Annotated in this window: 14 protein-coding genes; 8 read left to right on the forward strand and 6 right to left on the reverse strand. The window is 42.0% G+C overall.

Going from position 1 to position 13,436, the window contains the following annotated elements:
* Positions 1-126 precede the first annotated feature (126 nt).
* Genes WD077_05890 through WD077_05900 form a run of 3 tightly spaced genes read left to right on the forward strand, consistent with a single transcriptional unit; the run spans position 127 to position 1,672 of the window.
* Positions 127-636: a hypothetical protein gene (locus WD077_05890; GenBank protein MEX0966749.1), complete on the forward strand. Its 510-nt coding sequence runs from the start codon at positions 127-129 to the stop codon at positions 634-636.
* The gene (locus WD077_05895) at positions 615-1,163 is read left to right on the forward strand and encodes a hypothetical protein (protein ID MEX0966750.1); all 549 of its coding nucleotides are present in this window, start codon (positions 615-617) and stop codon (positions 1,161-1,163) included. The genes WD077_05890 and WD077_05895 overlap by 22 nt, the downstream gene beginning before the upstream one ends.
* Before the next feature lie 26 nt (positions 1,164-1,189).
* Positions 1,190-1,672 carry a DNA-binding protein gene (locus WD077_05900; GenBank protein MEX0966751.1) on the forward strand — a complete coding sequence of 161 codons (483 nt, stop codon included), beginning with the start codon at positions 1,190-1,192 and terminating at the stop codon, positions 1,670-1,672.
* A gap of 580 nt (positions 1,673-2,252) precedes the next feature.
* On the opposite strand, the gene WD077_05905 is transcribed toward WD077_05900, so the two are convergent.
* From WD077_05905 to WD077_05915, 3 genes are all read right to left on the reverse strand, one after another.
* A complete protein-coding gene (locus WD077_05905; protein ID MEX0966752.1) occupies positions 2,253-2,651 on the reverse strand; it encodes a hypothetical protein in 399 nt (132 codons plus the stop codon).
* A 104-nt stretch (positions 2,652-2,755) separates the two neighbouring features.
* Positions 2,756-3,976: a DUF4407 domain-containing protein gene (locus tag WD077_05910; GenBank protein ID MEX0966753.1), complete on the reverse strand. Its 1,221-nt coding sequence runs from the start codon at positions 3,974-3,976 to the stop codon at positions 2,756-2,758.
* 87 nt (positions 3,977-4,063) lie between these two features.
* A complete protein-coding gene (locus WD077_05915) occupies positions 4,064-4,741 on the reverse strand; it encodes a hypothetical protein (protein MEX0966754.1) in 678 nt (225 codons plus the stop codon).
* 320 nt (positions 4,742-5,061) lie between these two features.
* On the opposite strand from WD077_05915, the gene WD077_05920 reads away from it, so the two are divergent.
* Together WD077_05920 and WD077_05925 are read left to right on the forward strand one after the other, a co-directional pair.
* Positions 5,062-6,786: a hypothetical protein gene (locus WD077_05920; protein ID MEX0966755.1), complete on the forward strand. Its 1,725-nt coding sequence runs from the start codon at positions 5,062-5,064 to the stop codon at positions 6,784-6,786.
* 13 nt (positions 6,787-6,799) lie between these two features.
* On the forward strand, positions 6,800-8,158 hold the full coding sequence (locus WD077_05925) for a hypothetical protein (GenBank protein MEX0966756.1): 1,359 nt from the start codon (positions 6,800-6,802) through the stop codon (positions 8,156-8,158).
* Positions 8,159-8,390: 232 nt separating this feature from the next.
* Here the strand turns inward: WD077_05925 and WD077_05930 are convergent, their stop codons facing one another.
* From WD077_05930 to WD077_05940, 3 genes are all read right to left on the reverse strand, one after another.
* Positions 8,391-8,675 carry a hypothetical protein gene (locus WD077_05930; protein ID MEX0966757.1) on the reverse strand — a complete coding sequence of 95 codons (285 nt, stop codon included), beginning with the start codon at positions 8,673-8,675 and terminating at the stop codon, positions 8,391-8,393.
* 172 nt (positions 8,676-8,847) lie between these two features.
* Positions 8,848-9,174 (reverse strand): transposase, encoded by a 327-nt coding sequence (locus tag WD077_05935; GenBank protein ID MEX0966758.1) that lies wholly within the window; start codon positions 9,172-9,174, stop codon positions 8,848-8,850.
* A 32-nt stretch (positions 9,175-9,206) separates the two neighbouring features.
* Positions 9,207-9,617, reverse strand: a complete 411-nt coding sequence (locus WD077_05940) for a transposase (GenBank protein ID MEX0966759.1) — start codon at positions 9,615-9,617, stop codon at positions 9,207-9,209.
* 202 nt (positions 9,618-9,819) lie between these two features.
* Here WD077_05940 and WD077_05945 point away from each other — a divergent pair, with 202 nt between their 5' ends.
* From WD077_05945 to WD077_05955, 3 genes are all read left to right on the forward strand, one after another.
* Complete coding sequence (locus tag WD077_05945; protein ID MEX0966760.1) at positions 9,820-10,431, forward strand: DUF262 domain-containing protein; 612 nt, start codon at positions 9,820-9,822, stop codon at positions 10,429-10,431.
* A gap of 128 nt (positions 10,432-10,559) precedes the next feature.
* On the forward strand, positions 10,560-10,823 hold the full coding sequence (locus WD077_05950) for a hypothetical protein (GenBank protein ID MEX0966761.1): 264 nt from the start codon (positions 10,560-10,562) through the stop codon (positions 10,821-10,823).
* A 212-nt stretch (positions 10,824-11,035) separates the two neighbouring features.
* Positions 11,036-13,423 (forward strand): TonB-dependent receptor, encoded by a 2,388-nt coding sequence (locus WD077_05955; protein MEX0966762.1) that lies wholly within the window; start codon positions 11,036-11,038, stop codon positions 13,421-13,423.
* Positions 13,424-13,436 lie beyond the last annotated feature (13 nt).

Consider the following 13,436-nt stretch of genomic DNA (forward strand, 5'->3'; position numbering starts at 1 on the left):
AGCCTCCAGATTGAGAACAAAAGCAAGTCATCCAGAACATCAGGTTTTTTTGCCGATAGTTATGAGCCTGAGCATATTGCAGTAATACAGAATAAGCCTTATGGCTCAGGTAAGTCTAAATTGCCGTTGGAACTGATAAAGGCTATATCGAAAAAGAAACTCCCATCCGTGCAGATAATTAACACAGAGACTGCCTCAGAAAATGAGATTATATTGGAATTAATTGATGTAAAGGTAAATATTGATTTCAGGTTTTCTGAAATAGCAGATGAGATTGAAGCATCCAAGTATATTTTGGAGTTAGAGCAGGGATGGGATGGGGAAAATGCTGAAATCATAAAAAGTGAAATATGGAAAGCCGCCACTAAATTTTTGATTAATGCTGCTTTGGAAATCAATAAGGAATATTCGGTTATTATTCAGACCCCGGAAATAAACCCTGTTAAAGATGGATCAATTGATCTATCATGGAGAACGGAGAAGGCAAGAATGCTGATCAACGTAAGAGAAAGAGCGGGTGAAATGGTTGCGAATTATTATGGTGATTTCTATAATAATGAAAAACCCCGGAAAGGTTCTGATTCACTTGATTCCAATATTGAAGATTTAGTAGTATGGATGAGGAATCTGGTTTAGAAGAAAATCCTTTTGAGGTAAAAGAGATCCATGAGGAGCATAATGTATTCAGACAGGTTCATTTTAGCGATTTAGTTGGGCCAAAGAAAAAAAGATTTCCCTCTGAAGCTCATTTTGCCCCAGACCCGGATGGCCTATCGGTCTATTGGGGTCAAATGATTAATGCAATGGGAGTTCTCATTACCATAGGATTATCCTTTAAAAAAGACGATACCTTTAAAAATCCCACGGAATTTAAGGTACTGGAATTCACCGTTTCTTATCTACGTAGTATTGAAGGTGTTCTAGACTTAATTCACACGCCTCAGTTCAATGGAAATCCTGCTGCGGTTGGATCACCCAATATTCCTTCACACGCCTCAGTTCGCTATGGTATAGAAGATTTAGAGGTTCGGGTTAATTTGAGTGATTATTGCCGCGAGAATCGCGAAGAAGTGTTTTGCTCCATTAATGCAAACTCAGTATTGGAGGAGGTAGAGCAATTACGACTGAGATTAAATGATACACCATACCATATAGTGAGTTAGCAACAAACTTCTAATGCTGGTTAGTCATGAAGGTTATTACCCTATATGATCGAAAAGTTTCGGTTTTAGGAGACACTCAAATCCTTGACCAACAAAAAACTGCTTTTTTTTGTAGCCGCAAATTCCCGGCATCCGTAGTCCTCAAAGCTTATGACTGGGCCACCGAAATGCGCGACCAGGGTAGGTGCGTTATTTCCGGCTTTCACTCACCAATTGAGAAGGACGTGCTTCATTTTCTTCTAAAAGGCACTCAACCCATCATTCTGGTCCATGCCCGGTGTCTGAAGAAACGAGAAGAACCGGAGGTATTGAAAGCAGTATCAGAAAATCGTTTATTGGTGCTTTCTCCATTCAACGAAGATCAAAAGCGTATCACCAGCAGGTCAGCCTTCATTCGTAATCAATTTATGGTTGAAATGGCTGATGAGATTGTGGTAGGTTATGGCAAACAGAGTGATTCAATCGCAAAAATTCTCAATAATAGAATACATATCAAATATTTAGTATAGGCAGCTATTAATACCAGTACAAACCTTTTTTACCGGAAAGCTTTAAGATTAGCCGCTTTACGGTGGATTGGAATGGTTGGCCGAATAAATTCGTTTTCCACCGCTATTAACGCTTTTTTTGCCATTACTGAGGTATGCCGCAGGAGAGAGGCCGGTTCAACTCCCTGAATCTTTGTATTCCTGCTGACACCACAAAGGAATGCTAAAATTGCAATTTTCGCGGTCATAGCGGTCAATTGCGAGGATATTCAAGTACATCCCCACACTTTGTCCCGAAGCTCTGTTACAACTTGCACTAGCCAAAGCCCCCGTGCAATCCCGAAAAAATGCAGTAGAACTCGTTAATTTCCGCATTTTCATTGTACAGCCGCAAGCTTAGCCTTGCCGATAAGAAAGAGATTTAAATATCCCGCTTGCTCAAAGAAGCCTCACAGGCGGATGATGAAGCTGGGCTAAATGTGTTGCACCAACTTACTGAGCAGGTGCTGTAAGAGGTTGGAGTTGGTGGAAAGTGTTGACGATGTCAACCGGAGTATAGGTGCCTGTTTAGTTAGTATCCAGTCCGTTCAGATATAATTTCTTAGAACCCCATTAAAACCATTATGCTCTCCACCAATTCCTTTGCTGGTTTTAAGCGTTCATCAACAAAAACTAAATGGCGTTGATTTTCATCCTGGTAAACCACATACAATTTTCCAGCAATATCAATTATTTCACCCTTTCGATAAGGGACCGGAGTAAGGAGTAAAATATCTTCTCCGCTATCGTCTGTTATAATTGCTTTGCTATAATTTAAAACGCTCTCACATTTGGTAACACGAACATTTTCTAAGGTTATCAGACTATCAGCAAAAACTGATTGCCTATTATTTAGATCAGCAATTGTAGTGGCTGGTTCAATTTGTTTTTCAATAATTCCTTTGCAGGAAAATTGAATTAAAGTGACAATTGACATAATTACCATGAACAAATTTTTCATTGCTTTAAATTTTAAGGTGTAAGATGAAATTTGAAGAAGATGCTTGTCTTTAGTCGCAACATGCCCTCAGCCCTTATTGAGGACTGAGGGTATATTACTTACGATTAGCTCAGGTCGCTGATATAATCGGAACTTGGATCCTTTTTATCCATTAGCCTTCGCAAGGCTTTCTCGAAGTCCAGATAAATGTCTTCTACCTGATCCAAAAGATGGTTACGGAAGCCTTCATCCTTAACCGTCTTAAAAATTTGAAACTGTACTTGCAATTTATGATCAGATGCACGCTTGAGTTGACCCATGAAGAAATCGAATCTTTTTTGTGCATCCTGCATAATCGAACTCATTTCGGTGAACTGCAATTTCAATAACTCCGCATTGACAAAGGCACGTTGTTGTTTCACCATCAATTCAGCCCTAACCTGTTCAGTTTGTTGGTTCACACTGACTGCCGTTGCCCCATTCTGCTTCACAATTTCATGATAAGTATCTCCATCCTTACCTGAACTCAGTTTGATCGAGATTGGCACCAATTCAATACTTAGGAAAAACAGCCTTAGTAACCATATGCCCCAAAAGACTGTATTGTCCTCCTTACTCAGCGTTCCTAATGCTCGCATTCGCCCAAGAAACCCTTCTGCTTGCGCCTTGGTGATTTGCGTAATCTTTTCCTTGCGCTGAAGATTCAGAGCTGCAATTTCAGTGTTTTTCGCACTTGTATAGATTTTGGCATCTGATTCTGCCGCCTTCCACAATCTTTCCTTTTCTCGTGCGATGGGACCTTTATTAGCCTTTCCAGAGCCGGAAGTGCCATCCACTTCACCAATATAGGAAAGGCGCAAGGCTTCCACTTTAGCTGCGGAAGTATTGATTTTATCATTCAAACCTGCGATTTTCACATCAAAGTCAGCATCTATGAGGGCCACCTTGTTACTGAGGTTGTCAGAAAGCTTTTCTTGAATCGCATCTTCAAAAACCTTCAACTCCATTGGCACCGCTATCACCACGGCAAAAATGGTTGCGAGCAGCAGGCGCGCAATCACTCCCAAATTGATTACACCCGGCTGAGTATTAGCCACAATGGCACGCTCAATCATAAAAATCACAAAACCCCATAAAAAACCAAAGCCAAGGGATAGGGGCAAGTTTTCACTAAAGGTGAGTATGGCAAATGTTCCTGATGCAAATCCCAAAATTGGGGTGATCAGGACACAAGAGCCAATTATCGCCTTTTTTCGCTGTTCTGCGGAGTTACATTGCCTCAAAGTGGCTATGTCACACCCGGCACAACTACACAAGAATTGAGTGAGTAAACCAATACGTTTCATTGTATTCATTTTTAGTTGTTAAAAAGAAAGGTTTTAGTTTGAAACGAACTCCCGTGCATTTTCAAGAACACACGGGAGTTCGTGGGTTCAACTGAATTTCTTCAGCTCTTCTCTGATGATGTTTTCAAAGTTCATCATCAGCTTTTCCAAAAAGTCGAAGTACCTATCCTGCTCACGTTCTATTTGAGCTGCATACCTGTTGGCCGTTCCAGGGATGTCCGACATGGTTTTCAGAAACTGGTGCTTTTCACGCACCATTTGGATGAAGGCATACTGCCGGTTCTGTACATCTTTCGACAGACCTTCCAATTTGCCCATCATGAATGAAGCTACTTGTGAACGATACTCGGCCTTGATCATCTTCAAAGCCGCATCGTATTTTTCCCGCATCCCCTCAAGCATGAACTGCGTGTTGAGTTTGTATAGGTTTAGGCGAAACTGCAAAGCTTCCTTGGCCGTGTTCCTTTCCATCTCCGCAACCAGCTTATCCATTTTGTTTGGGAAAATCTTGCGCAGAAGTGGGCGGTTCGTTTCGAGTAACTGTCTTGTCCGCCCATCGATGCTTTGGGCATTTCTGATCATTAGATCAAAATTGTCATCAGCTCTCTCCACCAGGACTTTGTTCTGCTTATCCTTCATGGCGTTCACATAGGCCGCATTGGTTTGAACCTGCTCATCGCTATGTTGTGTGAAATTTCCAGAATCAGCTTCCTCGAAGCCACTCTGATGGTTTTCACTCATACCATCTTGGAAGTTTTGTTCCATTTAAGTAAAATTTAGCGTGATTAAAAAATTGGGAATTGGATTGACTTCGCATTCACTACTGCGGAGCGTGGCCGGGGTACTCAGGTGAGGCTCGCCATGCCCGACCTTAGGAGTCTTAGTGAGTGTCTTTTCTTTCTCTCGTTTAAAGGTTTGAAAACAAACTGAGCTGTAAAAGTAAAGGTAAATGTTTAGAAAGCGACAAAAAAAAGTTGAATAAGTAGTTGAATACGTACATGACATGCTAATAGAAGGTATGGTTATCCCTTTGAGAGTAGGTTTTACACTCTAATCTGCTACTTTTGCAGTTGACAAAAGAAGACATGGCTGACATACGCATTACCAGAAAAGAGCTAACTGCTCTCAGAGAAGCGGTTGCCAATAAGTTCAAGCAGGCTGACCTCGGTAAAAATCTTTCGATCCAGTTCAACAGTATGCCAGACAGTTATCAGGCGCTTTCAGATTCGATTAGTAAGGAGGTAGGCTCCAGTCTTTCAAACTCATTTCTACGTGACTTCTTCTACGCGACTCAAAAGCAGAAGGACAAAGACATTTTCACTTTTCGAGAAGCCACCCTTGATACGCTGAACTTATATGCTCATGGAAAATCCAGGAAAGAATTAGATAAGATTGGTGGGCACTACAAACACATCGTTATTTATGCTGGATCAAATGTTCCAAGTGTTGAGGATTTGGGATTTAGCCCCCACCAATTTGACCACATTGATGCATGGGCCTATGATGAATTGATTCTCACGGCAAAAGAAGATTCCGTTTACATTACACTGTATGTGAATGAAGCATTTTTAAAAAATAAACGTGGATGCGTATGGTTAATTAACCTTTTCACACACCACGTCTATGATCTTATAAGAAACCTTACCGTTCGCATTTTCGTCTCCCCTTCCCTAATGGATACATCGCAACCTGACAGTGCTCCTCCTCGTTTTGAAATTGCCTCAGAAATTGGCCGGATGGCTATCCTTAATTTTTGGGAGAACGTTAAGGAGACGTTAGAAAAATTTGAAAAACGTCTGAACAGGGAAGATGGTAAATCAAATTCTGCCATAGGTATAGAAGATTATAACAAGCTATCGGGCTCAGCATTTCGTAATGCTTTGATTTCTCTGAATGCGTATAGCGCACGGAAGTGGCTTCAGGAACCTTCAATGATTGGCCAGTGGAATCCCGTAGAAGCCTTGAATACATTCCTACGGATAGCTAAAGACACCGACCCGGAAAAGCTTAGAAATATTATTAAGGATTACCCTAATGAGGATGAGGATTCAAATGGAAAGTTCGCTTTCTATTGTACAATTGGTTACCGGGGCTATCTGCAGCCAAAGGACCGATCGGAGATGCTTCTATATTTCTTTCTTTTTAATACGAGTTTGATTGAGCATAACCATAAAATCATCCGAATTTTTTCTCTTCCTTGCAAAACCGCCTCCGGTTCGGAATGGATTTCCCTTTTAAAGGAAAATGAGCAAAGAAATGAAAACCAACAGCTATTTGAGTTTATCTGTATGAACGTACTCACGAATGTGGATACCTACCTTTTTGCCTACCTCTTTGATGAAGTTCACCCTTCTCTCCAGAGCGATTTTCAACAGGATTACGTCATCAGGATAGGGATGAGGGATGGAATTAACAATCCACGACTGAACATTGATACCAGGCTGGTAAGTAATGATTCACTAGGTCAATCCGAAGAAGGTCAATATGATAAACTTTACTTAGCATATCCCGAAGAACCAAACGGCATTAATCGGCTAATAGGCATTACTGAAAGAAACGATATAATCCGTTTCTGTGAAGACTATAGATTGCGCTTAGAGACTGTTGGCCCTCCAAAAAAGGATGACAAGCGGAGAACCATTAAAATCGATCAAAATAACCTAAAGCCGATCTCATCGCTTCTGGGACTGGATGAGGCGAGATTGAAGCAACTTTTCGAGAGGGTCGAAATTGAATTCAATGACATGAGCGAGGTTAATAAGATGAAAAAACTCTCCCAGTTGCCAGAACAAGGAAACTCTCCAAAATAAATTTTAAATTAAGATGAACCAAAGGTCAGTGTTAAGCGACAATGCTCAACAAGAGCGATTATCAATTCAGCCAATAAACCTATCTTCCGATCACGTCTATGGCAAGGAGGCAGAAAAATCCTCAAAAAAAATCCGACTTGAGAATACAATAGCCAAAGCTCTTCAGTTAAAAGCGACTTTAGGTTCCGTTTGGAAATATATACCCGGTCAATTCCCTTCTGATTTTCAGAATTATACTAAAGGATGGAATTCACCGGATAAGGATAACCAACGGAATTCGGATAATGCGCAAATGTTCTACATTAATTTGGATTTGGAAGATTCCGGGTGCACCAGGAAGTGTTCGCACTGCTTTACCATGGCGGGGCAAATAGATATTGAAAGGGGCAGAATCAGAGAGAACAGAGTACAGCCATTAACCCGAAAAATTTTGAACAAAGTTCGTTTGATTGAACAGATTAAAATTGCGCAGGAAGAGCTTGGGTTAAGATCAGTGCGTCTCTTAGGTCGGGGTGAGCCCACAGAAAGTTCTTATCTACTGGAATTTACAGAGAAGATGGCGGAGTTGGGTGTGGTCACTGTTTTGTTTACTCGGGGTCATGTAGTAGGAAATGACATTCATGCAAGAAGGGTTTATAGAGGCTATGGTATTGAAAACGGCTTCCAGCTCGCAGAGCGGCTATTTGCACAAAACGTGAGTGTAATTCATGGATATTCGGCATTGAATGATACTGTGCATGATGGGATGACAGGTATAGAGGGACATTCAAAGGAATCAACCTTAGGTTTACAAAGATTTGTTGAGACAGGGTTCCTCAATCATCATCCGACCCGGCTGGGGATAGAGGCTCCGATAGCTAAGATTAACATGATTGAATTTCCAGTTAGTTATGTTTTCTTTCAGTGCATCGGGATTAGCCCAATATTCAATTCCTATATGGTAACAGGCCGGGCTGATCAGAGCTTTTTTGATAAACACACGCCCTCCTTTGAAGAAAGGTTAGACCTGCATGCTAAAATTGTTTATTTTATGCGGCAGATGGGCATAAAGGGCCAAGTTGGCCCATACCTTGGGACTAAAGAATGCCATGATGTAGAACACGGGTTATATATACCCAGTTCAGGCGATGTTAGACCGTGTACCGGCTATGAGTCCATCGAATCAATTCAAGGAGATTTAAATGTTGAGGATATTCGAGATGTCTGGGCTCACAGTCGGATTAAAGGGCGACAACATATCTGTCCTCCTAAGCTTAATCATGGATTTCCTCTAGACTATGTTTCACAACTTGAGGATATGCTTTCCAAAAGAAGCCATCTTTATGACCAAGAATATCAACAGATAATCAGTGGTTTAGGCTTGCAACAGTAGGCATCTGATCTCGGGGAAATGAATTTTTAACTCCTCCCAAAAGCCCTCCATCTGACCCAGCAGGTTTGCCCGAAGACTTGAGTACGTCTGCTCAGTTTTACGGAGTTATTTTGTAGGGCGCCATCCGTAAGATTAGGAGCAAGCGCAGATACTTCTACGTGTTTCGTGTTCTATATACCGGAGATGATGGTAGTCGTTTCTGCTGTGGGCGACTTCATTTCCTTGTTACCTACTAAGTCGGCCGAGCCGCTGTAGAAGCGGCAGGTTTTGTGGGTTTGGCTTCGAGTTGTAGCGCAGAGTTGGTGTGCGGGTTTTTGAGTGCAAAGGGATTTGGATTTCTTATTCTTTGCCCATATCCTCCTTTTAGTTGTACTCTTTTGTTGCTAATCTGTTGCTGAATCAATGTAAGTGACTGAAAAACAATGCGTGAACACATACTGTATTGGGAAGTAAGCGTTACGGGATTATGTAAGGTTTTATGGACGTTATTGTCAAGTGGATATTTTGTAATGGGCATTTTGGCTAGCTTTCAGGTTGTATTTATGAGGGGTCTTATCCTTCTCAGGTCAAGCTAAACGGAAGCAAGCTCTGCTGGGGAGCAACTTGCCAGGGATAAATTTGTTGGCTAACGGAAATATCATGGTATGAAGGCTGGGCTACATATCCGGCCTTCTTAATTTTTGAAGCCCTCATACCTTCAAAAATCCATCAATCAATTTCTTTTTACGGGCCAGGGAAAGACCATTGTGGTTCCTGAGTTTATTCTTAAGGTCGGCAAAGTGCCCGTCAATGGCATTGGTGGTATTGGGGATGTTCAGATCCATATAGTCGTACCAGGTGAACAGCCAAGGCAGGTTTGTTTTCAGGCTCCTATAGGCACTTCGCAACTTCTTATGGGTATAGTGGCTTTTGCCGGTCGCTGGGTTGAGCGTGCGTTCATTCAGGAACTCCATCCATTTGACATGCCAGTCATTCAGCCCTCCTTCAAAGCTTTCCCGGTCGGTGCTTTTCATCATGTCCACCAATGCCTTAAGCTCAATGGAAGCTGCTAATTTGGGCCTTTTGGTAAGGTACCTCCTGACGATCGCTGCCTGATGGAACTGACACATCTGAACAGGATGCCTGCAAAACTTGACAGGAGCCCCTTACGCCCGTCACAAACAATTGCCAGGACCTCAAAGCCTCTTTCGGCAAGGAGGGCGATCCCCTGCTTATACAAAAGGTTGCTTTCTGTCTTTACATATTGCTTATACAAGTTGCGGCTGGTGAGGGCATCTTTAAATAGCATAACACCAAAACCCCGGCCCCAGTAAGTAGTATCCATTAATACCACAACCTTGTTTGCATCTGGCAAGGGGTTCTCGATCACATGCTTATCCAGCCGCCTCTGGATGGTCTTTATACTACAGCCAAACTGCTCGGCCAATTGTGTGTAGGTTTGTTTCCCTGACTGGTACATGTCCCAAATCTCTCCCCACCTCGGTCTTTCTCCTCCTGAAAACTGTTTGCTACAACTATGGCATCTGTAACGTTGAACCCCTCTGGCAACCCATATTTGGTGACTGTTGAGGACTTACAATAAAAGCACTTTTTTTATTCATGACCTTTCAACGCCTGAAACCCTTGCCGGGCATATGTTCTAACTAATTTTACCATTCTAAATGTCCATTAAGCCAGAAATTATAACAGACAAATCTCCCTGGTACTACCTAAACACATATGTTACCAACACAATACAGGGTAAAGTTTACGTGGTTGACGGACAACAAAGACTTACCACCCTTACTTTAATTTTAATTGCACTTCTTCACAAGGACAGAGCATATGAGCCAAAATTGGTCAAGTGTATCGAAGGAAGAATTGCCGGACAGTCTGGATATGAGGATGAGTTCTGGATGAATCATGAGAAGCATTTGTCTACCCTTCAAGAGTTGTTCGAAGGTAAAAAGGAATTGAAGGAGATCGACACAAATTCAGGAGCCACTGCCGTAAACATGGTTCAGAACTATAGCACTATCCGGACTTGGTTGGACCGTGAATTAAATACACATCACAAGTTTGAAACCTTTGTGTTCTATTTTCTGCATCGCTTAGTTTTGATTAATCTTTCAGTGGAGCAAACTGATGTACCGATGGTCTTTGAGGTAATTAATGATCGCGGCCTAAGGCTAAAACCATATGAAATTTTAAAAGGTAAACTCTTGGGTCAAATTGATAAAGTGGAGCTATTGAATGATGACTATAATAGTTTGTGGGAAACGAAGGTCACATAATCAATAGGTTTAAGGAGGATGAAATAGATGCTTTTTTTCGGTACTATTTCAAAGCTAATTACTCCAACACAAGTAAAGAAGGAACTATATTTGACGGTGAGTATCAACGAGATATATTCTCAAACGATATGAACGAAAAGCTAGGGTTTAAATACAACCCATCGGCCGTCAAAGAATTTCTTCGAAATGATTTTTCTTATTTCTCTGACCTCTACACGCAAATCTTGGAAGCCTATTACAATGATAGCCACCGATACCCATACATTTATCTGAATAGGCTCAATGTGATGGATAATCAGTTTTTGTTACTTCTATCTGGAATTACGTTGAAGGATCAGGAGGCAGAAGAAAAGTCGAAACTCATACCTTATGAACTTGATCGGTTCTTTTAACTCCTTCAACTCCAGAACGCATACGACAGCAACGCCTTTATTGATGAAATCTACTTGATCTCTAATGAAATCCGAAACAAGCCCATTGCACTTTACAGAAATATATTTGATGATCATCTTCCCGGTACAGGCACCTGGCAACATCAGAAAAAAAGGGGATATTTGGCGAAACGTCAATTATATTTATATTTATCCCCCTAAACTCATTGCTAATGAGACTTATCGTACTTACGTCATTCCTGATGGCTACTTGTGCTTTTCCTGCAAAGGCCCAAATAACTCAGACCATTCGGGGCATTATTAAAGATACTGATTCCAGGGTGTCCCTTCCCGGTGCCACCGTTGCCGTGTATGAGGGGCATACCTTCATTTCAGGTACCAGTTCAGGCCAGGACGGGGGGTATCGAATAGAAAAAGTCCCGGTGGGCAGATATACCCTGTTGGTAACCTACGTGGGGTATCACAGTTTTTCAGCACCGGATATAATTGTCAATACCGGAAAAGAGGTGGTACTTGATATTTTCCTGGAAGAGTCGGCCGTGCAATTGGATTCAGTGGTGGTAACAGCCGTTCCCAAAGGGGAGCCTTCCAATGAAATGGCCATGGTAAGCGCCCGCCCGTTTTCAGTGGATGAAACTGAGCGCTATGCCGGCAGCCGGGGTGACCCGGCCCGGATGGCCTCTAATTTTGCCGGTGTACAGGGAAATGATGATTCAAATAACGGCATTATAGTAAGGGGCAATTCACCTTATTCCATGCAATGGCGCGTGGAAAACTTAAATGTGCCGGGCATGAACCATTTTGTCCTTACAGGAAGGACTAACGGACCAGTAAGTATTTTGAATAACAAATACCTCGCTACCTCCGATTTTTATACCGGTGCATTTCCCGCAGAATTCGGCAACAGCATCGGAAGTATTTTCAACCTTAAAATGCGGAATGGCAATAATCAGCATCATGAGTTCACCGGGCAATTGGGACTTTTTGGTACAGAGTTGTTCCTTGAAGGGCCAATATCGAAGCAAAACCGGTCTTCTTATTTTCTGAGTTACCGGTATGGTACAGTGGCCATTTTCCAGGCTTTGGGCATTAGTGTGGGCACCAATGCAATACCTTACTACCAGGATGGTGCCTTTAAACTGAATTTCCCCGGCAACAACAGTAATCTCTCCATCTTTGGAATTGCCGGACACAGTAAAATTGACCAGATACAGAGCACGGAAACAGATACAGGGTTTGTGGACTTATATTCCTCGGTACCGAGTGATCAATACTTTTCTGCGGGAAAATATGTCACAGGGATGAACTATGGCAAAACCCTCAATGAGCGGACTTACCTGAGGATCACCCTTGGCGCTACCCGTGACCATTCAAACAATGAGGTTTATGATGTACACAGGCATATAGAAAGTGGCAGCTTTGTTATAGATAGCCTCACTTTTGACCAGAACTATGATTATACTTTTGATAAGTTTTCGCTTAATCCCTACCTTACTAAGAAACTTTCACGAAAACATAAAATACGGTTAGGGGCGGATGCGGAAATGTTGCACTTCGATTTGTTCAGCAGGCATCAGGATTATGTTAAGAATGTAGTGATAACTTCACGGGATTTCCGTGGGAACGCATGTTTTCTTCAGCCATACGTGAGCTGGTTATATGCGGTGTCTGAAAAATTTTCCTTCAAAGCAGGTTTACATGCCCAATATTTGGGCCTCAATGGCAGTGTATCGCTCGAGCCAAGGACAGGGTTCAAATGGCAGCTCAATGACAGGCAGAAAGTTAGTTTTGGGGCTGGTTTGCATAGCCAGATGTTATTGCCTTTCACTTATTTCTCCCGCACTATTTTACCTAATGGGAATGCTTCACTTGAAAGCTTCAACCTCGACTTTATGCGTAGTGCCCAAGGGGTGTTGGCCTATACCCATATATTTGGTACAGTTAGAACGAGGTTGGAAGCCTACTATCAGCATTTGTACCGCGTACCGGTAAATAAGGAACCATCAAGTTATTCCTATTTGAATCAAGGTGCTGGCTATTCAGATATTGTCCCTTATCAGCTAACCTCAGCAGGTTTAGGAAGAAATTATGGTATTGAATTAACTATGGAACGGTTCTTTAGCAATTCTTATTTTTTCCTGATCACCGCCTCATTGTTCGACTCCAAGTACAAGGGCAGTGATGGGGTTTGGTATAATACCGCGTTCAATGGTGTGTACGGCTCCAGTATTTTGGTGGGCAAGGAATTCAAGTGGGAGAAAAATAATCAACATACAATAGGGGTGAGCGGTAAGTTAACCCTTGCCGGGGGCAGGCGGTACACACCTATTGATACTGTGGCATCAAGGTTAGAAGGACGGGCAGTTTATGTAGAAGGCGCGGAAAATTCCCTGCAATTGAAAGATTACTTCAGGACAGATCTGCGGATTATTTACAAAATGAATACCCCCAAAATTACCCATGAACTCGGTATTGACCTGGTGAATATATTCAATACCAGAAATGTATTGCGGCAGGTGTATAATCCGTCTGAAGTGAAAGTGGTGGAAGTTTATCAATTGGGCTTTTTACCGGTATTTTTTTACCAAATTAATTTCTGACATTCTGAAACCT

Source organism: Bacteroidia bacterium, assembly GCA_040880525.1.
In the GTDB taxonomy this organism is placed as follows: Bacteria; Bacteroidota; Bacteroidia; order CAILMK01; family JBBDIG01; genus JBBDIG01.

Excerpts from the sequence above, each read along its gene's own strand:
- WD077_05940 (MEX0966759.1), bottom strand. The coding sequence starts at position 9,617 with ATGTACCAGTCAGGGAAACAAACCTACACACAATTGGCCGAGCAGTTT.
- WD077_05915 (MEX0966754.1), bottom strand. The coding sequence starts at position 4,741 with ATGGAACAAAACTTCCAAGATGGTATGAGTGAAAACCATCAGAGTGGC.
- WD077_05905 (MEX0966752.1), bottom strand. The coding sequence starts at position 2,651 with ATGAAAAATTTGTTCATGGTAATTATGTCAATTGTCACTTTAATTCAA.
- WD077_05910 (MEX0966753.1), bottom strand. The coding sequence starts at position 3,976 with ATGAAACGTATTGGTTTACTCACTCAATTCTTGTGTAGTTGTGCCGGG.
- WD077_05930 (MEX0966757.1), bottom strand. The coding sequence starts at position 8,675 with ATGCCCATTACAAAATATCCACTTGACAATAACGTCCATAAAACCTTA.
- WD077_05920 (MEX0966755.1), top strand. The coding sequence starts at position 5,062 with ATGGCTGACATACGCATTACCAGAAAAGAGCTAACTGCTCTCAGAGAA.
- WD077_05935 (MEX0966758.1), bottom strand. The coding sequence starts at position 9,174 with ATGATGAAAAGCACCGACCGGGAAAGCTTTGAAGGAGGGCTGAATGAC.
- WD077_05895 (MEX0966750.1), top strand. The coding sequence starts at position 615 with ATGGATGAGGAATCTGGTTTAGAAGAAAATCCTTTTGAGGTAAAAGAG.
- WD077_05925 (MEX0966756.1), top strand. The coding sequence starts at position 6,800 with ATGAACCAAAGGTCAGTGTTAAGCGACAATGCTCAACAAGAGCGATTA.
- WD077_05900 (MEX0966751.1), top strand. The coding sequence starts at position 1,190 with ATGAAGGTTATTACCCTATATGATCGAAAAGTTTCGGTTTTAGGAGAC.
- WD077_05950 (MEX0966761.1), top strand. The coding sequence starts at position 10,560 with ATGAACGAAAAGCTAGGGTTTAAATACAACCCATCGGCCGTCAAAGAA.
- WD077_05945 (MEX0966760.1), top strand. The coding sequence starts at position 9,820 with ATGTCCATTAAGCCAGAAATTATAACAGACAAATCTCCCTGGTACTAC.
- WD077_05955 (MEX0966762.1), top strand. The coding sequence starts at position 11,036 with ATGAGACTTATCGTACTTACGTCATTCCTGATGGCTACTTGTGCTTTT.